Origin of the sequence: Streptomyces sp. NBC_01618 (assembly GCF_045209435.1) — a bacterium.
Lineage (GTDB): Bacteria > Actinomycetota > Actinomycetes > Streptomycetales > Streptomycetaceae > Streptomyces.
Map to the genome: position 1 here is coordinate 6810606 of NZ_CP109297.1, position 19341 is coordinate 6829946.

The following is a 19341-nucleotide window of genomic DNA, read 5'->3' on the forward strand; positions in this document are numbered from 1 at the left end:
GTCCTGAGCCGGCGCCCCTGAGGGACATCGGCCGACTGCGAACACGCAACGAGGGCCGCGACCTCGAGGCCGCGGCCCTGCCGCTGCAGCGAGGGTCCGAGGGGGTGTTCGACCACTGAAGATACGGCCGTGGTCGCGGAGGGCCGACTCCCACCAGCAGGCCCCCGGAGCCACGCTTCGGGTTGACCGCTCGCGTCGGCGCCGGGCCCGGGGCTGTTGCTCCGGGCCCGGCGCCGGCCGCTGGGCGACTACAGGTTCCGCACCCGGATGTTGCGGAACTCGATCAGGTCGTTGTTGCCGTGGTTCTGCAACCCCACGTACCCGCTGAGGAACTGACGCAGGTCCGTGGGCGGGTCACCCGCCCGGGACGACGACTTGCCGGGCGTGTTGTCGAACTCGTTGATCACCACGCCGTTGCGGATGATCGTGTAGTGCTGCCCGACCGCGCGGATCTCGTAGTCGTTCCACTGGCCCTTCGGGGTCACCCCCGCCTTGTCCAGGCCCACCGGCTTGAAGTTGTACACCGAGCCGGTCTTCTGGGCCTCGCCCGTGGCCCCGTCGTAGATCTGGATCTCCTGGCCGCAGTAGATGGCGACCCACTCGGGGGCGGTGCGAGCCGAACCGACCGTCCCGCAACTGCCGGCCGGGCGGTCGGCCAGCGGCGTCCGTGGGTCCGGGAACCGGATGAAGAGCCCGCTGTTGGCGCTGCCGGTACCCGGAGCCACGTCCCGGAACTGGAGCCGGACCGAGAAGTCTCCGAGCTCCTGCTTGGCGTACCACAGCATGCCCATACCGCCGGAGCTGCGCATGGTGCCGTCGGGCAGGAGTGAGAACTTCCCAGCACCCGCCTGCCGCCAGTCGGCGAGGCTCGCCGCGGTCCCGTCGAAGAGGGGCTGGTACCCGGCGACCTTGCCGATCTTGCTCTGCGCCGCCGCCTTGCTGATCGCCGCCGACTCGCGGTTGTCGAGGACGTCCTCCTTGCGGAGGTCGTTGACCACGGCGTTGACGTGGCTGACGAACTCGCCGTGGTTCGGCCAGGACGCCTCGTCGTCGATCAGGTCGTTGACGGTGCAGCCGCCGCCCGCGCGGTGGTTGGCCACGCCGGTGTCGGTGTCGAGCAGCTTGACGGTCTTCCGGGCGTCGGGGGCGGGGCAGCCGGCCTCGGCGTCGAACGTCGCGGTGGCCTTCTCGCCGTCGGCGTAGGTGACCGTCAGCTTCGCGTGGTACGTGCCGTAGTCGGCGTAGGTGTGCGTCGGGTTGGCCTCGTGCGACGGCGCGCTGCCGTCACCGAAGTCCCACTCCCAGGCCACACCGCCGACCTTGGCACCGGAGAACGCCACCGTCTTGGGCTTGCTCTGGGTGATGACGCGCGCCCCGGCGTCCTGCGGCTTCGGGGTGGCCGGGCCACCCTGGTAGGCGATGCGGATGAGCTTCTGGTTGGAGTGCAGGCTGAAGAAACCGCCCGCGTAGTCGAGCATGTACAGCGCACCGTCGGGACCGAACTTGGCGTCCATCCAGCTCTGCAGTTGGGTGGAGCCGCTGCCGGGCGCGATGATGCTGCGCACGTCCTCGCCGAAGGCCGGCGCGCCCGCGTCCTTGACCTGGTCGGGGTCGACGGTCACCGCGACCCGGTTGTTGGAGTTGGACTCGTCACCGATGAACCACTTGTCCTCCCAGTACGCCGGCCAGGCGACACCGCTCTTGGTGTCCACCTGGGAGCGGTGGTAGGTCGGACCGGACATGACGGCCTGGCCGCCGCCCTTGAGGTACGGCTGGGTGTAGGTGGCCTCGCTGTCGACGTAGCTCGGGACACCGCTGCCGTCCGCGCGCTTCGGGAAGACCGGGCCGCCGCCCTGAGGCGAGTACCACATCATGTTGTCGCGGGCCGGCGGGATGTCCACCAGGCCGGTGTTGCGCGGCGACTCGTTCTTGAGGTTGTTGCAGTCGTACCAGCCGGTGAGGACGCTGGCGTCGGTGTTGCTGCGGTCACGGTACGGCTGCCGGTTGCCCATGCAGTAGGGCCAGCCCTGGTTGCCCGCGGAGGTGATGATCGTGGCCGTCTCGTACTTGGCCGGGCCCAGCTCCGGGTTCGACGCTCCCGCGTCCGGTCCGACCCAGCCGGCGTTCAGCCAGTTGTGCACCGGGTCGACGGAGAGCCGCGCGATGTTGCGGACACCCATCACGTAGATCTCCGGGCGGGTCTTGGCCGTGCCCGGCGCGAAGAGGTTGCCCTTGGGGATGGTGTAGGTGCCGTCGGCCTCGGGGTGGATGCGGATGATCTTGCCGTTGAGGTCGTTGGTGTTGCCGGAGGTGCGGCGGGCGTCCTGGAAGGAGAGACCCTTGTAGTCCTGGGTCCAGTTGTTCCCGGAGTAGCCGCTGGAGCCGCCGGAGGAGTTGCTGTCACCGGAGCCGATGTAGAGGTTGCCGTCCTTGTCGAAGGACATGCCGCCGCCGGCGTGGCAGCAGCTGTGGATCTGGGTGTCCCAGTGCAGCAGGTCCTTGCGGGTGCCCTGGTCGATGGACTCGGTCGCGAAGTCGTAGGTCAGCCGGGAGACCGTCCGCTGGCCGATCCGCTTGTCGCGGTCGATCGACTCGTGCGGCATCCAGTAGATGTAGATCCACCCGTTCTTGTCGAACTTCGGGTCGAGGGTGACGCCTACGAGGCCTTCCTCGTTCTTGACCAGCTCGTCACCGCTGCCCCGGTTGCCCATCACATCGAGTGTGGTGAGCAGCTTGACCTTCTTGGTCTTGGGGTCCCACTGGTGGATGGTGCCGCAGCCCAGGCCGACCTTGGGGTCGTTCCAGGAGCCGATCGGGCCGGACGGGCAGGCGGCCTTGCCGATGTAGAAGGCCTTGCCGTCGGGGGCCATGGTCAGACCGTGCGGCTCACCGATCTGGTCGAGCTGCCCCGCCTGGTTCTGGGCGGTCAGCCGCTCGGTCGTGTAGTTGGACGCGATGGTCGCCTGACAGTCACCGCGGACCATGCCGGTGGTCCACTGGATGGCGCCGAGGAGGTGGCTCTGGAACTTCGTGTCGGTGGTGTAGCTCTCCTCGGTGCGGCCCATGCCGGTGTAGAAGGAACGACCACCGTCGTAGTCCCGGCACCACGAGATCGGGTGGAACGGGCCGTTGGCGCTGAGACCCGGCTTGTACTTCCACTCCTCGACCTGGGCAATGGTGTGGACCTTGCCGATCGGGCTGGGGTCCCAGTTGATCCACTGGTCGGAGCGGGTCCAGTTGAGTGGAAGTCCCTCGTTTGCGGGATGCTGACGGTCCGTCACATCAACGACGGCCTGCTGGACCTTGGAATCCTGCGGGGGCGTCGGGTTGGCGCTGAAGAGCCGCAGCTCGGCCAACTGGATCAGCGGCTCACCACTGTTCTCGGTGATATCCAGCCGGTAGTGCTGGTAGGCCGTGCTGTTGGTGAACTGGAACTGCCTGGTCTGGAACCGCGACGAGAAGGTCTCGCCGGTCCGGGTGTCCAGGGTCTTCCAGGTCTCGCCGTCCTCCGAGCCCTGCAGCTTCCAGTTCTTCGGGTCCCGTCCCGGGTAGTCGTTGGCCGAGGTCAGCGCATAGTTGACCGCCGCGACGGGCTTGTCCAGCTTCGCGGTGACCCAGCCGGTCGTCGAACGGGCCAGCCACTTGGTGTCGTTCTTGCCGTCGAACAGCTTGTCCTTGCCCTCGTTCGGCGGGTTCTCCGAGTTGACCGCGCTCTCAACGACCTTCTCGGCGTCGGGCAGCCCCAGGGCGGGGCGGGTGCCGATCAGCCCGGTGAACCAGGAGGAGTCGGACTGGGCCCGGGCGGCGTCGTGGACGCCGACGAAGCCGCCGCCGTTGTTGATGTACGACTGGAACGCAGCTTCCTGCTCGGCGTTGAGCTTCACGCCGTCGGCCGACAGGAACACCACCCCTCGGTACTTGGCGAGGTCGGCGGTGTTGAACACGCTCGTGTCCTCGGACTCGACGACCTTGAACCCGTTCTTCTTGCCGAGGTTCTCTATCGCCGCCGTGGCCTTGTTGACCGGGTCGTCCTGCTTGGCGGCCGGTCCGTGGAAGACCAGGACGTTCACCTGGGTGTCGGTGGCGGCACCCTGGTCCTGGCTGACGCCTTCGACGGGCGGCTGCGCCTGTGCCTGCATGGCCGGCAGCCCGGTCAGCCCCACCGTCAGCGCGGCGCTCGACAGCAGAACGACCGCGCGGCGCCAGGGCCACGCGTGATGAGAGGTCCCCGCAGGACGTGACGGCGGCGATCCGCGTCGTCTCGACAGCGCGAACCGGTCTCTCTTGCCCATACTTGCTCCTTGACTCGATCCGGAAACGGAAGAGCGATCAGGGGGTTGGAGCGAGGGCTGCCGCAGGGGCCCCGCCAGGTATGCGCCGGGCGAGGCGGCTTTCGGCGGGCGGTCACGCTGCCCGGGAAGGAGGGGATGCCGGAGCAGGGAGGTCAGGTTCTCCTCCGGTCCTGGCGGGCGAGGACCGACCGGCGGCAGGCTGGTACACGCCCGTCAGGCGGTCAGGCAGGCCTGACGGGCGTGGCTTCGGGGGCGGAGCCCGCATCAGGGCCCCGCCGTCGCCTTCTAGTGGTGGGGCATGCCGCCGGGGACCGTGCCGTCGGCCTCGGTCACGAGGAAGATCCCGGCCATGCCCATGTCCGAGTGGCTCTGGACGTGACAGTGGTACATCCAGGCACCCGCGCCGACCCGGGCACCCGCGATCACCTGGAACCCGAAGGAGTCCGCGGGGCCGACGGTCTTGGTGTCGATGACCCGGCTCACGTCCTGCGGACCCTGCAGGATGCCGGTGCGGTTGTCCGCCCAGCGGTGCCCGTGCACATGGAAGGTGTGGAAGAATTCCCCGTGGGTGATGACGATGAACTCCACCCGCTCGCCGCGGACGGCCGTGAAGTCGGGGCTGTCGTGGTGGGCCTTGTTGTTGATCGTCATGTCGTTGAACACGACCGTGAACTGCTTGTCGGGCAGCACGTCGCCCTTGCGGCGCACGATCACGGGTCCGTACAGGCCCTTCTTGAGGCCGCCCGTGCCGTGTGCGGTCCCCACGTTGTGATCGTGATAGTGCCAGTAGCCGGCGCTGCCGGCCTCCCAGGTCCCGTCGTGGTTCGGCCCCGGGGCGTGGGTGCGCCAGACGTACGTCCGCCGGCCGCCCGGCTCGACAACGCTGTCGTTCATCTTGGTGCCGTCGCTGGCGACGTCGTAGTCCACGCCGTGCACGTGCAGACTCGCGGCGACGTTCAGGTTGTTGACGACCTCGATGTGCATCGTGTCGCCCTCGGTCAGCTCGATGAGCGGGCCGGGAATCGACGCCTTACCGGGCTCCAGACCGTAGCCCATCTCCCCGTTCGGCAGGTTCTCCATGTACAGCGTCAGCTCACGGACGGTGCCCTTGCCGTTTCCTTGACCGCTTCCTTCACCGGGTTTGTCCTTCGGGGCGGCGGCGGTGGTGCCGAGCACCGTGGGCACGACCGCCGCGGCGGCCGCGCCGGTGGCGAACGCTCGCCGGGAGAAGAGGCGTCTCGTGCCTACGCCTGAGTCGGTCATCGCTCTCCAATCCTCGAAACGCGAGGTACCCGAAGGCGTTTCGTGGTCGTGGTGTGAGCCGCCGTCGACGGTAGCTGTCCCGTCACGGCGGTACGCGGTGGTGCGCCGGGCGTTCGGCCCCGCGAGGCAGGCGGGGCGGTTGCCGAACCGAACTCCGGTGGAGACGGTCCGACTTGGCCGGACCGTGGAAGCGGTCCGGCTTGGCTCGATGGGCCGGCCATGGCCGGGATCGGATCGGTTGGGCGAAGGGGGTTCGCCTCGGGACCTCGATACCGTAGCGGGCACGCATCCAGTTTTTCCAGACTCAGGTCAAAGTTGGTTGGATCCCGGTCATAGGTCTTGGCAGATAGTCAAAAGACCCGCTAACTTCCCATCGTTGCCGCATGGAATGAGGTTGTGTGAACCCCGCCCTCGGGTTCGCGGTGCCGGCGGCCTCGCAGCGACAGGGGTGGATGCCGCCTGTGCGTGAGTGACGGCGGCCCCCGCCGTCGGCGCGCGCGGACGAACTACCTAAGCGCGGCACTTGCCCCGTTCCGTCCAGGGCGCCGGTCCGGTGAGCGGAGTACACGCGTCTCGAACATGCTCATCCCGGCGGCTGATCGTCCACCCGGCGGGACCGCGAGTCCTGCGCGGTGCCGCACAAGCGAATTCCCGGAAGGTGCAGCGGTGTTCAGAAGACTGCTCCATGCCCAGACGGATCCGCCCTCCTCAAGATCCGTGCTACGTGACCGACTCAGCGCGCATCCGGTGCTGATGGCGCTGATGGCCGTTGTCTTCACGGCTTTCGCGTTGGCCGTGCCGGCCGCCTACGCGGCGGTGAGCCGCGCGGACGAGACCGCCGCGCCCCAGGTGCTCACCTGGACGGCCAGCGACGATTACATGAAGTACACGTCAGCCCCCACCACCGCGGTGGCCGGCAAGGCGACCATCGTGTTCGAGAGCAGCGCGGCGACCGGCAATACGACGGGGTTGACGCACACCCTGACGTTCGACGCCTCGAACCCCGACTACAACAACGACGTCAGCCTCAACATCCTGGCGAGCCCCTTCGACTCCGAGGGAGGCAGGCACACGGCCGAAGTCACCCTCACACCTGGCGTCTACCGCTATTTCTGCGCGATGCCGGGCCACCAGATGATGGCGGGTACGCTCATTGTCACCGCCGCGCCCGGCGACGACACCACTGCGCCGGACACGTCAGCGACGGTGTCCGGGACGAAGGACTCCGCCGGGAACTACGTCGGCAGCGCGAACGTGACACTGACGGCTTCTGACGCGGAGTCGGGTGTGGCTGGAATCGAGTACTCGCTCGATGGTGCGTCGTACAGGAGCTACACGGCCCCGGTTGCTGTCAGCAGTGTGGGCCAACATGTGCTGACCTATCGGGCTACCGATAAGGCGGGTAACACGTCATCGGTGAAATCGGTTGAGTTCACCGTTGTGGCCCCCGAGCCGCCGAAGGACACCACTGCGCCTGACACGTCGGCGATGGTTTCGGGAACCAAGGACTCCGCCGGGAATTACGTGTCGAGTGCGACGGTCACAGTGACGGCTTCTGACGCGGAGTCGGGTGTGGCTGGAATCGAGTACTCGCTCGATGGTGCGTCGTACAGGAGCTACACGGCCCCGGTTGCTGTCAGCAGTGTGGGCCAACATGTGCTGACTTACCGGGCTACCGATAAGGCGGGTAACACGTCATCGGTGAAATCGGTTGAGTTCACCGTTGTGGCCCCCGAGCCGCCGAAGGACACCACTGCGCCTGACACGTCGGCGATGGTTTCGGGAACCAAGGACTCCGCCGGGAATTACGTGTCGAGTGCGACGGTCACAGTGACGGCTTCTGACGCGGAGTCGGGTGTGGCTGGAATCGAGTACTCGCTCGATGGTGCGTCGTACAGGAGCTACACGGCCCCGGTTGCTGTCAGCAGCGTGGGCCAACATGTGCTGACTTACCGGGCTACCGATAAGGCGGGTAACACGTCATCGGTGAAATCGGTTGAGTTCACCGTTGTGGCCCCCGAGCCGCCGAAGGACACCACTGCGCCTGACACGTCGGCGATGGTTTCGGGAACCAAGGACTCCGCCGGGAATTACGTGTCGAGTGCGACGGTCACAGTGACGGCTTCTGACGCGGAGTCGGGTGTGGCTGGAATCGAGTACTCGCTCGACGGCGCGTCATACCGCGACTACACGGCGCCCGTCGCTGTCAACGCCGTGGGCCGACACACACTGACCTACCGAGCGACGGACAAGGCGGGCAATACCTCGTCGGCGCAGTCGGTGGAGTTCACCGTCGTGGCGGCTCCGCCCGAGGACAGGACACCGCCGCAGGTGTCGGCCTCCGTCTCCGGCACGAAGAACGACGCCGGTGAGTATGTCGGCAGTGCGAAGGTGACGGTGACGGCCTCGGACGCGGAGTCGGGTGTGGCCAGGATCGAGTACTCCCTCGACGGTGGCCCCTACCTGCAGTACTCCGCCCCGGTGGCGATTGACAGAGCCGGGAGCCACACCTTGCTCTACAGGGCCACCGACAAGGCCGGCAACACATCCACGCCGCAGTCGCTGTCCCTCACCATCGTCGACAGCAAGCCGCCGACCGACTGTTCTGAAACGGACGACCGCTCCACCGTGTTCACCGGCTCGATCAACACCGGTGTCCCGAACCGCGTCACGACCAACGGTTGCACGATCAACGAACTGATCGAGGATCACCGGGTCTGGAAGAACCACGGCGCGTTCGTCTCGCACGTCGGGGAGATCGTCACGACGCTGCGGAAGGAGGGAGTCCTCGACCAGCGGGAGGCCGCCGAGATCAAGAAGGCGGCTGGCCAGTCCGACGTCGGCATGCCGAGCCGCGGTTCCGCCGGTCGCTGAGTCACGGCCCGGCGGTGACACCGCCTGAGCCGTGTGCCTCCGTCGACTGCATCAACAGTCCGCCGAGGTGACCCGGACAGCACACCAGGGCCGATGGGGTGGAGAGTTGGACGGCTCCACCCCATCGGGCCCGGCCGGCTCCCCAGCAGCCGAGGCGGCAACGAGGCAGTGCTGCCTCGCACCAGCTTTGTCCTTGAGCTGATGAAAGTCCTGTGAATCGGTGCACTAGTTTCTTTTGCCTTCGACAGCACGGTGCTACGGTCCGGGTGGAAGTCGCACCCCCAAGCACCGGGCATGCGAACGGCTCTGGCCACGACGGGGGCGGCGTGAGGAGTACGACGGCTCGACCGGCCAATATCCATCAGGCCCGGCTGCTCCGCCTCCTGCGCGACCTCGGCCCGCAGTCCCGGGTCGCCCTCGGCGACCAGGTAGAGCTGTCGCGCTCCAAGCTCGCGTTCGAGATCGACCGCCTGCTGGAATCCGGTCTGGTCGTCCCGGACGGCCTTGCCGCCTCCCGCGGCGGCCGCCGCTCGCACAACGTCCGGATCGCCCCGTCACTGCGGTTCGTCGGCGTGGACATCGGCGCCTCCTCCGTGGATGTCGCGGTCACCAACGCCGAGTTGGACATCCTCGGCCACGTGGCGGAGCCGCTGGACGTGCGCGACGGTCCGGTCGCGGTCTTCGAGCGGGTGCTCGCGTTGGTCGGCAAGCTGCGCGAGACGATGTCGGTGGAACACTTCGACGGCGCCGGGATCGGCGTGCCGGGACCCGTCCGGTTCCCCGAGGGGGTTCCCGTCGCGCCGCCGATCATGCCCGGGTGGAACGGCTTCCCCGTCCGCGAGGCGATGAGCCAGGAGCTCGGCTGTCCCGTCCTCGTCGACAACGACGTGAACCTGATGGCCCTGGGCGAGCAGCAGGCCGGCGTCGCCCGGTCCGTGCGCGACTTCTTATGCGTGAAGCTCGGGACCGGCATCGGCTGCGGCATCGTCGTCGGCGGCGAGGTCCACCGCGGTATCACCGGCAGTGCAGGCGACATCGGCCACATCCAGGTGGACCCGGACGGGCCGCGGTGCGCCTGCGGCAACATCGGTTGCCTGGAGGCCTACTTCAGCGGGAACGCCCTCGCACGCGACGCGACCGCGTTCGCCCAGTCCGGCCGCTCGACGGAGCTGGCCGGACGGCTCGCATCGGCCGGAAAGCTGACCCCCGAGGACGTGTCGGCCGCCGCGGGCGCCGGAGACGCCGCGGCCCTGGATCTGATCCGCTGGGGAGGCAACCGTACCGGTCAGGTCATCGCCGGCCTGGTCAGCTTCTTCAACCCCGGCCTGGTGGTCATCGGAGGAGGGCTCACCGGACTGGGCCACAACCTCCTGGCGAGCATCCGCACCCAGGTCTACCGTCAGTCGCTGCCGTTGGCGACCGGCAACCTGCCGATCGTGCTCGGCGAACTCGGCCAGGTCGCCGGCGTCGTCGGCGCCGCCCGGCTGATCAGCAACCACGTCTTCTCGCCGGCCTGACGCTTCGATACGCGGCCGGAACCCGTGGTGAGGCGAGCCCAGCGACGTACCGCGCCTTGAAAGTGGGGCCGACCGGAGCGCTGCTGAATCCTGCGTTCCGCGCCGGCCCCGGATCCAGTGCCGGTCGCGGCACTAGGGCGTGTATCGGAAGTGGATCTCGAGGTGGGTGATCTGGTTCTGTGGCGCGTGGAGATCTGACGGATACGCAGTGGGCCCGCTTGGAGCCGGTGTTGCCCAGGGGCAGGAAGCCGGGTCGTCCGCGGATATGGACCAGGCGACAGCTGATCGACGGCATACGGTTTCGTACCCGCACCGGTGTCCCGTGGCGGGATGTGCCGGAGACGTACGGGCCCTGGGCCCGGGTGTACGACCTGTTCCGCCGCTGGCAGCGGGATGGCACCTGGCAGCGGATCTTCGCCGAGTTGCAGGCCCAGGCCGACGCCAAGAAGCTCATCAACTGGGACCTCAACATCGACTCCACCGTGTGCCGGGCCCACCAGCACGCCGCCGGGGCGAGGAAAAAGGGGCTCTGCAGAAGGAGCCTCCCGGCGGTATCACCGTCGAGTCCGACGACCACGGCCTCGGTCGCTCGCGCGGCGGCCTGACGACCAAGCTGCACTTGGCCGTCGAGCAGGGGCAAAGGCTCATGTCCATCGTGATCACCGCCGGACAGCGCGGCGACTCCCCGCAGTTCGAGCCCGTTTTGAAGAAGGTCCATGTCGCCCGCCTGGGTTCGGGGCGTCCGCGGACCCGACCCGACCGGGTCCGCGCCGACAAAGCGTATGCGTCCCGAAAGAACCGCGCCTACCTACGCCGACGCGGCATCCGCTGCACCATCCTGGACAAGGCCGATCAGACCCGCAACCGCAAGAAGCTCGGCTCGCGTGGTGGCCGGCCGCCCAAGTTCGACGCCGAGGACTACAAGGCTCGGCACGCGGTCGAGTGCGGCATTAATCGCCTCAAAAGGCACCGCGCTGTGGCCACGAGATACGACAAGCTCGCGGTCCGCTACGAGGCCACTGTCCTCGTAGCGGCCATCAACGAGTGGCTGTGACCAGCACCGTCAGGAAAGGCGGGCGGAGGGCCAGTGGCGTTTAGGTGGTTCAGGGGTTGATGGTGTGTTCGGTGAACTGGCCACAGGAGCGGAACCCCAGGCGGCGGTAGACGGGCTCGCCGTCGGCTGACGCCTGCAAGACCGCGATGCGGTGATCTCGGTCGCGGGCCGTGCGGAGCGCCGCGAGCGTGATAGCACCGCCGTAGCCACGTCGGCGGTGGGCGGCCAGGGTGGAGATGTTGTAGATACCGGCGACCCCCGCGTGATGAAACACTTCAGCCGAACAGACCGGACGGCTCTCCACGTAGCCGACCAGGTACCGGGCCGGGCAGTGCGCGGCCAGTGCCTGCGGGGCGGCCTGGGCGAAGAAGCGGCGGACGGTGTCAGCAGGCGGGTCCCAGTTCGCGGCGAGAACCGTGGCGTAGTCGGCAAGCTGTTCGGGCGTGGCCACCCTCTGAATGTCCAGTCCTTGGACGGCGGGCAGTGGCAGGGTGTCGTCCAGCTCGGCCCACATGGCCGTCTCGCGTTCGGACGCCGACAGACCGGCCGCCGTCAGGCGGGCGGTGAGGTCCAGTGGTGTCGAGGCAGGCCCCACCCACCAGGAGAAACGGCGGCCAGTGCGGGCCAGCGTCCGAGCGGTCTCGGTGATACGTGCCGGGGCGGTGGCAGCGGTGAAGCGGGCCGCGGCAACGATGTTGAAAGTGTCGTCGTCCAGGCCGCTGTCGGCGACCAGGAGGTCACCAGCCTCTGTGACGGCCGCACCAGTCATGCTCCGATGCAGGTGACAGGCATGTTCCGCCAGGTTCCGTTCCATCCTGTCCATCAAGTCGGCTTCACTGAGGAAATGATCATTCATAGCGATTGATCCCAGCATGACTGGGCGGAGATCGCATGCGATTTTGGGTCGTCCGCCGACGGTGTCGCGCTGGCGACCAGCACATTCGATACACGGCCTAGTGCTGTGACCGGGATGGTTCACCGTGATCGGAAGGCGGCTCGCGGGACGAGCGCACGCGAAACGGCTGGTATTACTGGGACATGCAGGAAGAGACCGCACGCTCCGCGATCGACACGTTCATCTCCGCGTTCAACGCCTCGGACGACAGCTATGTGACTGCCCTGCTCTCCCAGGCCCTGACCTCAGACGTGGTCTTCTGGGGGCCGTTGGGCCGCAGCGAAGGAATCGCGGCGGTCGAGCGGTTCGTGCTGGACATCCGGCGCCACCCGGCGGGGACCGGCACGATGGTGCGCTGCTCAGCGGTGGACATGCCTGACGAGTGGGCCCGGTACCAGTGGGTCTTCACCACGCCGGATGGAGGCCCCCGCCTGGCGGGAACGGATGTCGTCCATCTGCGGCGGAGCCTCATCGACCAGGTCATCGTCTTTGCGGGGGAGATCGAGCCGTTCGCCTCCTGAGTCATCCTTCTGTCGCTGTCCTTCTCCTGAACTTGCCCCCTTCGGCGCTCGGGGGCTGCTGTTCGCGGTTGGTCAGGCCGCGGTGTTGAGGGGGCGTCCGCCCCAGCGGATGCCCTTTTCGCTGCGGGTGCGGGCACGTTCCTTGCGTTGGGCGGCGAGTACGTCGGGGTGGCGGGCGTTGGTGTTGCGCCAGTGCAGGTAGCGGTGCAGTGCCTGGGTTTGCGCGGGGTGGCTGCGGTGGTGGGAGTTGGCCAGGGTGAACTGCCGCAGCGGGCCGAAGTGGGCCTCGATCGGGTTGGCCCAGGAAGCGTAGGTCGGGGTGAAGCACAGCTCGACCTTGTTCTTCTTCGCCCAGCGGCGGATGTCCGCCCCGGTGTGGGAGGAGAGGTTGTCCAGGATGATGTAGATCGACGCGTCGTCGGGTCGGGTGGCGCGGATCGACTTGAGCGCGGCCAGGGTGTTGGCGGTGCCCTTGCGGCGGCGGTTGACGCCCCACAGGCGGTCGTCGCCCACGGAGTAGCAGTCGTGGAAGTAGGTGACGCCGTGGGTGCGGCGGTAGGTCGCCAGCAGCCGGTTGGGCTTGGCCTGCTTCGCCCAGCAGGAGCCTGCGGTGGGCCGGATCCCCAGGGGCCCGAACTCGTCGAAGGCGAAGACCCGGTCCGGGAAGCGGTCCAGCACCTGCTCGATCCGGTCGAGCTTGGCATCGCGATCAGGGTCGGGTGACTCCTTCCAGGTCTTGGTGCGCTGGAAGGTGATGCCGCGGCGCCGGAGCAGGCACCGTAAGGCTTCACGGCCGATGCGGATGACACGTCCGTGCGCTTTCCGCAGGTAGGCGGCGAGTTTGCGGATCGACCAGCGGGTGAAGGGCTGGCCGAGCTTGCTGGGGCGAGTGGTGGCCGTCCGGATGACGAACCTCGTCGTCACGACTGAGTAGGCGGGGACGGCCTCCCGCCCACTGAGGGTCCAGGCAGGCCAGGCCGATCTCGTTGAAGCGGTGGATCACATCGCGCACGGTGTCCTCGTCGGCCTGGACCAGCTGGGCGATCACCGGCACCCGGTTCCCGCCCGCCGAGGCGAGCAGCATCATCGCGCGCCGGTAGCGCACCGAACTCGTGCTGCCCCGGCGCACGATCTGCTGCAGCTTCTGCCCCTCCTGGTCGGTCAGTCTGCGTACACGGACAGGCTCAGCCACCGCGCCTCCAGCGATCGGATCGGACGTCACCGCACATCCAACCGTCGCGACCACCAACCCGGCGAACCTTCACGGTCACAGCACTAGCTGACCATGATCGTTCTCAGCGCCAACGGCTGTACCGATGTTCCCCGAGGCCGTACCCGGTCACGCCGAGGCCGGCCTGCCCGTTGGTGTAGCTGGAGTCGGTGGTGCTGCCGACGGTGACGCCGTCCGCCGTCGCGGAGAGGGGCGAGCCCTCAAGGGTGAACGCGACGTTGTGCCAGCCGCCGGTGCCGAGTGCGGTGGTGGTGCCGACGGCCGTCGCGGTCCCGGCCCTCGCTTTGGCCCCCGCGGCCTCGCCGACGAAGTACTCCTGGTTGCCCTGCTTCTGCAGATACGTCAGAGAGATCTCGCCAATCCACCTTTCCGGCGCCGTCGCCGCCCGGCTTCGTGGCCTCCTGGCCGCTGGAGCATGACTGAGCGTAAGAAGCGCGACCATGCCGAGGGCGGCGACTGCGCTGCTTCGACGGCTGCCTTGCGTGGACACGACATAAGTCCACGCAAGGCGGTTGGGGTACGCGGCGGTGTACGCACCTCGTCGAATCAACCAGAACTGAACAGGCCTTGCGTGATCGTGCACGGGCTGCAGAATTTGGGAGACTTGGGAAGATTCCCGTCCCTGCAGGGACTTCGTCCCGCTCGTCGAGATTGAGCTGCGAACATGATTGAACACATCGGATCAAGAGTCAACAGTCGTGATGTGGTCGAGATCTGGGAGCGTGTGGTGTCGAGCCGACGAGGGAATCCGGTGTCCTGCACCCCTTGCCAGTTCTTTTCTTGATGCGTAAAAGTATCTCTCGACGAACTCTTGGTGACAATGAGTCAATCCGTTGGGGAGACATGACGTGAGCGCGATGACGGCCCTGGTGCCTGACCGGACAGGAGCCGAGATCTTCGCCCAAGTACTCACAGCGGGCCCGATCTCCAGAACGGCCGTGGCGCAGCGCCTCGGGCTGTCACCCTCCACGGTGACCCGGCTGCTCGCGCCGCTGATCGAGGACGGCTACCTGAGCGAGACCGGACAGAAGACCGCGACGGGTCCGGGCCGCCCCCAACGCCTGCTGCAGGTCAACGCCGACCAGTGCCTGGTCGTCGGGATTCAGATCGCGCGCACTCATGTCGCGGCCGTGCTCACCGACCTCGGTGCCCGTCCGCTGTGCCGCCTGGAGCACATGCTCGATTCCCTGGAGCCCGCCCACGTGCTTTCGGTGGCGGCGGAGTTGGCGGCCCGGCTCATCGCGCAGGCACCGAGTGCCGACGCGAGGGTGCTGGGCGTCGGGGTCGGTGTGGGCGGCCATGTCGACGCGGCGAGCGGGGTGTGCCGTTCGGCGGTGCGACTGGGCTGGACCGATGTCGCCGTCGCGGCTCCGCTGAGTGCCGCCACCGGACTGCCGGTGGTGGTGGACAACGACGTCAACGCTCTGGTCATTGCCGAACGTTGGTTCGGTGAGGGCCGGGATGTCGATTCGTTCGCCGTGATCTCGGTCGGGCGCGGCGTCGGCGGTGCGCTGATGATCCACGGAACTCTTCCCTCGGGTGCCGGTGGAATGGCTACCGAGTTCGGACATCTGCCGGTCGAGCCGAACGGTCCGGACTGCGCCTGTGGCAACCGCGGCTGCGTGGAGGCGCTGGCTTGTTCCGACGCGGTGTTGCGGATGTTCCGCGAGGCCGGTGGCCGGCCCGAAGCCGACTACGACGCTGTCACGGAGCTGGCGCGGTCAGGGCCGGAAGCCGAACGACGCGCCGCGCTCGATGCGTTCGCCGTGGCCGGAGACGCGCTCGGACGCGGACTGGCATGCCTGTGCAACCTGCTCAACCCGGGACTGATCGTGATCGCGGGCGAAGGCGTGGTGGCCCATGAGCACTTCGGGCCCGCCATGACCGCCGCGTTGGAGCGCCACGCCGTCTCGACCGTGGCACGCGACTGCGTGATCAAGATCGACGAGGAGAGCGAGACGCTATGGGCACGAGGTGCCGCCTGCCTTGTCATCAAGGAGAGCCTCCGTGCCCGGCTGTCCAGACCGCTCTGAGTGCTCGTCCGGTCTGATTCCGTCGATCGAACCATCCCCCACTGCTTACTGAATCCGCAGGGCGAGGACGCGGGTTGACGAAGCACCCAACCGCCGTCCCGTCCTTACGACCGTCTCATGAGGAAGTCATGCGTACATTCACCTCCAGATCCGCCGCCGGTGCGGCAGCCCTCTCCCTCGCCCTTCTGGTGACCGGATGTTCCGGATCCAGCGACTCCGGCGAGGCGACGCAGGCCGGACCGGTGTCGCTGGAGTTCTGGGGCTGGGCCCCGGGCTACGACAAGATCACCGCCCAGTGGAACGCTGCCCACCCGGACATCAAGGTGACGTTCAAGCAGATCCCGTCCGGTGCCAAGGGCGGCTACGACCAGATGACCAACGCGATCACGGCGGGCAAGGCCCCGTGTCTGGCGCAGGTCACCTACAACGACATTCCGTCGATGCTGGTCAAGAAGGCGCTGATGGACATCACCCCGTACGCCTCCGACGACTCCGGCAAGTACCTGGACTGGACCGTCGCGGCGGCCTCGGCCGACGGCAAGATGTACGGCATCCCCGTCGACACCGGGCCGATGGCCCTGTACTACCGCGCCGACCTGTTCAAGAAGTTCGGCATCTCCAAGCCTCCCGCGACCTGGGACGAGTACGCCGCCGACGCCGCCAAGGTCCACGCGGCCGACCCGAGCGTCGCCTTCGGCACCGCGCCCCAGGACGCCTACGACATGGCCGCCTTGACCTGGCAGACCGGCAAGTCCTGGTTCGGCACGCAGAACGGCTCGTGGCAGGTCTCCATCGACAACCCGGGCACGCGACAGGTCGCCACGTACTGGCAGGACCTGAAGGACAAGAAGTTGGTGATGAACAACGGCAACGCCTGGGACCCGACCTTCAGCAAGGCGTCGGAAGCCGGCAAGGTCATGACCTTCGTCAATGCCGCCTGGGCCGTCCCGGGCATCAAGGGGGACCTCAAGGCCCTCGCCGGCAAGTGGGCCGTGGCCCCGATGCCGACCTGGACTGCAGGCGACCGGACCAGCGCGAACTCCGGCGGTTCCGCCACCTCCGTCCTGACCGGCTGCAAGACGCCCAAGGAGGCCGCGCAGTTCGCCGCGTTCCTGTCCACCGACCCGGACGCGGTCAGCACCGGCATCAAGGTCGGCGGCCTGTACCCGGCGTCGAAGGCCGGTCTGGACAACCCGCTGCTGTCCCAGGGTGACCCCTACTTCGGCGGGCAGAAGATCTACGACGTCTTCAAGGAGTCCGCGGCGAACATCCCCACCACCTGGGTCGTCGGGCCGACGTTCGGTCAGATCGAGGCGGACTACTCGGACGCGATCGGCAAGGGGAGCTACACCCGGGCCACGACCGAGGTCCAGCAGAAGACGGTCGAGAAGATCAAGAGCCTGGGGCTCTCCGTGACCGGCGGCTGATGTCGAGGGGACGTCAGGTCGCCCGAGGATTCCCGCGGCGCCGCTCAAGGGTGCGGCGCCGCGGGGCCCCGTCCATACCGCAAGCGCGCGAGGAACGAACACTATGAGCACCCAGACAGCATCACCGCCCGCACCGGCGCCCCCGCGCGTGGTGGCAGGACCGAGCCGCCACCACCGCCGCCGGACCGCGCTGAACGCCGCCGGGTTCCTGGTTCCGTTCGGCGTCCTGTTCGCCGCGATGATGCTCGCACCGATCGGCTACGCGATCTATCAGAGCTTCTACCAGGTCCAACGCCAGGGCCTGTTCGGCGGTGCGCAGACCGAGCGGTTCGTGGGCTTCGACAACTTCGCCGTCGCCCTCCACGACGGCGACTTCATAGCCTCGCTCGGCCGGGTGGTGCTGCTTGGCGTCATCCAGGTGCCGGTGATGCTCGGACTGGCCCTGGTCCTCGCGCTGCTGCTGGACTCGCGTTCGGCCCGGTTCAGGAAGACCTTCCGGCTGACCTTCTTCCTGCCCTATGCGCTGCCCGGTGCGATCGCTGCGGTGATGTGGTCGTTCCTGCTGGTCAAGGACCTCTCGCCGTTCACCGGGCCGCTGGCGGCGATCGGCATCCACACCGACTTCCTCTCGGCCGGCTGGATCTCGGTGTCGATCGGCAACATGATCACCTGGGGTTGGACCGGTTACAACATGCTGATCATCTACTCGGCGCTGCAGGCTGTGCCCGGCGAGGTGATCGAGGCCGCGACCCTCGACAACTGCACCGGCTGGCGCCTGGCCTGGTACGTCAAGATTCCGATGGTGCGGCCCGCCCTGGTCCTCACGACGGTGTTCTCCATCATCGGTACCGCCCAGCTCTACACCGAGCCGGCCGTGCTCGCCGCCGCGCGGATACCCGGTGCCTCCAACAAGTTCAGTCCGATCATGAACACCACGCTCACCGCCTCCCAGGCGGACCCGAACCTGGCCGCCGCCGAATCGGTTCTGCTGGCCCTTGTGACGCTCGTTCTCTCCTTCGGGCTTTTGAAGTTCACTCAGCGAAGGACGGCCGACGCATGACCACCACCCGCAGCCCGCTCACCGAACGCCTGGTCGTCAACGCTCTGCTCGGCCTGATGGCCCTCTACACCCTCATCCCGCTGTGGTGGCTGTTCGTCTCGGCGACCAAGGGCGAGGGGTACCTCCACCAGGGCAGCCCGCTGTGGTTCTCGCACTTCGACCTGGGCGGCAACCTCGACCGCGTCTTCTCCTTCCAGGGCGGGGTCTTCTCCTCCTGGCTGGCCAACAGCGCGCTGTACAGCCTGGTCGGCGCGACGGTCAGCACGCTTTTGTCGGTCATGGCCGGCTTCGCCCTGGCCAAGTACAAGTTCCGCGGCCGCGAGACGATCTTCAACGTGGTCCTGGCCTCGGTGCTGATCCCGGCTCCGATGTTCGCCCTGCCGCTGTTCCTGATGCTGGCCAAGATGCAACTCACCGACACCTACTGGGCCGTTCTGTTCCCCAGCTTCGTCAGCCCCTTCGGCGTCTACCTCTCGCGCGTCTACGCGTCGGCGTCCGTCCCCGACGAGCTGCTGGAGGCGGCGCGCATCGACGGCGCCGGCGAGCAGCGGACCTTCTTCCGTATCGCGCTTCCGGTCATGGCCCCGGCCCTGGTGACGATCTTCCTGTTCCAGTTCGTCAGTGTCTGGAACAACTACCTGCTGCCCGCGCTCATGATCAACGATGCCTCCAAACTGCCGGTCACCGTCGGCCTGGTCCAGTGGCGCTCGGAGTTCGCCAACGGCGTCCCGTCGATGCTCCCCATCACCGGAGCGTTCGTCTCGCTGGTCCCCCTGCTCGTCGCCTTCGTCGCACTACAGCGCTTCTGGCGCAGCGGCCTCACTGCGGGCGCCGTCAAGTAGTAGCCCCACTCTTCGGAGGGAAGGAGCCGGTCCGATCGTCGGAGCCGGCTCCGACCGCGGGCCCGACGCCCGGGACGGCGCCACCACCAACGGCCCTGCGAGGGATCCGGAGCCGTACGGGCGGCGCGGCCGGACCTGCTCTCCGCCGCGCTGTCTCCTGGTGCGTTCATGGCGAGCGGCGGTCGGCCGTGTGACTCGGCGGGGGCATGGCCGACCGTCGGGCCCGGGCGGGGTCGATGGTGGCGTGGCCGATCGGTGGTCCGATCTGTTCGCGAAACGACGGAAGTCGAAGAGTTCCTGGTAGTGCGAGGTTGATGTCGGATTTTCGCCAG

Annotated in this window: 12 protein-coding genes and 1 pseudogene; 8 read left to right on the forward strand and 5 right to left on the reverse strand. The window is 67.7% G+C overall.

Features of this window, described 5'->3' with window-relative positions:
- Nucleotides 1-248 precede the first annotated feature (248 nt).
- Both OH735_RS31650 and OH735_RS31655 read right to left on the reverse strand, forming a co-directional pair.
- Nucleotides 249-4292: a ThuA domain-containing protein gene (locus OH735_RS31650; RefSeq protein WP_406385084.1), complete on the reverse strand. Its 4044-nt coding sequence runs from the start codon at nucleotides 4290-4292 to the stop codon at nucleotides 249-251.
- Between the two features lie 285 nt (nucleotides 4293-4577).
- Nucleotides 4578-5555, reverse strand: a complete 978-nt coding sequence (locus OH735_RS31655; protein ID WP_406385085.1) for a multicopper oxidase domain-containing protein — start codon at nucleotides 5553-5555, stop codon at nucleotides 4578-4580.
- Nucleotides 5556-6308: 753 nt separating this feature from the next.
- Here OH735_RS31655 and OH735_RS31660 point away from each other — a divergent pair.
- From OH735_RS31660 to OH735_RS31670, 3 genes are all read left to right on the forward strand, one after another.
- On the forward strand, nucleotides 6309-8429 hold the full coding sequence (locus OH735_RS31660) for an OmpL47-type beta-barrel domain-containing protein (protein WP_406386842.1): 2121 nt from the start codon (nucleotides 6309-6311) through the stop codon (nucleotides 8427-8429).
- A gap of 326 nt (nucleotides 8430-8755) precedes the next feature.
- Nucleotides 8756-9946: an ROK family protein gene (locus OH735_RS31665; protein WP_406385086.1), complete on the forward strand. Its 1191-nt coding sequence runs from the start codon at nucleotides 8756-8758 to the stop codon at nucleotides 9944-9946.
- Between the two features lie 179 nt (nucleotides 9947-10125).
- Nucleotides 10126-11000 (forward strand): IS5 family transposase gene (locus OH735_RS31670; RefSeq protein ID WP_406385087.1). Its coding sequence is split into 2 segments (ribosomal slippage): nucleotides 10126-10483 and nucleotides 10483-11000, totalling 876 coding nucleotides; the frame shifts between segments, so codons are not numbered across the junction.
- Between the two features lie 49 nt (nucleotides 11001-11049).
- Here the strand turns inward: OH735_RS31670 and OH735_RS31675 are convergent.
- A complete protein-coding gene (locus OH735_RS31675) occupies nucleotides 11050-11814 on the reverse strand; it encodes a GNAT family N-acetyltransferase (RefSeq protein ID WP_406385088.1) in 765 nt (254 codons plus the stop codon).
- A 224-nt stretch (nucleotides 11815-12038) separates the two neighbouring features.
- Between OH735_RS31675 and OH735_RS31680 the strand changes: the two genes are divergently transcribed.
- Nucleotides 12039-12416: a nuclear transport factor 2 family protein gene (locus OH735_RS31680; RefSeq protein ID WP_180360588.1), complete on the forward strand. Its 378-nt coding sequence runs from the start codon at nucleotides 12039-12041 to the stop codon at nucleotides 12414-12416.
- 72 nt (nucleotides 12417-12488) lie between these two features.
- Here the strand turns inward: OH735_RS31680 and OH735_RS31685 are convergent.
- Together OH735_RS31685 and OH735_RS31690 are read right to left on the reverse strand one after the other, a co-directional pair.
- Nucleotides 12489-13608, reverse strand: a pseudogene (locus tag OH735_RS31685) (IS630 family transposase).
- A gap of 103 nt (nucleotides 13609-13711) precedes the next feature.
- On the reverse strand, nucleotides 13712-14137 hold the full coding sequence (locus tag OH735_RS31690) for a hypothetical protein (RefSeq protein ID WP_406385089.1): 426 nt from the start codon (nucleotides 14135-14137) through the stop codon (nucleotides 13712-13714).
- 367 nt (nucleotides 14138-14504) lie between these two features.
- Between OH735_RS31690 and OH735_RS31695 the strand changes: the two genes are divergently transcribed.
- The 4 genes from OH735_RS31695 to OH735_RS31710 all read left to right on the forward strand — a co-directional run bounded on the left by OH735_RS31695 (nucleotide 14505) and on the right by OH735_RS31710 (nucleotide 19009).
- Complete coding sequence (locus OH735_RS31695; protein WP_406386843.1) at nucleotides 14505-15680, forward strand: ROK family protein; 1176 nt, start codon at nucleotides 14505-14507, stop codon at nucleotides 15678-15680.
- A 128-nt stretch (nucleotides 15681-15808) separates the two neighbouring features.
- A complete protein-coding gene (locus OH735_RS31700; protein ID WP_406385090.1) occupies nucleotides 15809-17107 on the forward strand; it encodes an ABC transporter substrate-binding protein in 1299 nt (432 codons plus the stop codon).
- A 103-nt stretch (nucleotides 17108-17210) separates the two neighbouring features.
- Nucleotides 17211-18167 (forward strand): carbohydrate ABC transporter permease, encoded by a 957-nt coding sequence (locus tag OH735_RS31705; RefSeq protein ID WP_406385091.1) that lies wholly within the window; start codon nucleotides 17211-17213, stop codon nucleotides 18165-18167.
- The gene (locus OH735_RS31710) at nucleotides 18164-19009 is read left to right on the forward strand and encodes a carbohydrate ABC transporter permease (protein ID WP_406385092.1); all 846 of its coding nucleotides are present in this window, start codon (nucleotides 18164-18166) and stop codon (nucleotides 19007-19009) included. Before OH735_RS31705 ends, OH735_RS31710 begins: the two co-directional genes overlap by 4 nt.
- The last annotated feature ends 332 nt before the right edge of the window (nucleotides 19010-19341 follow it).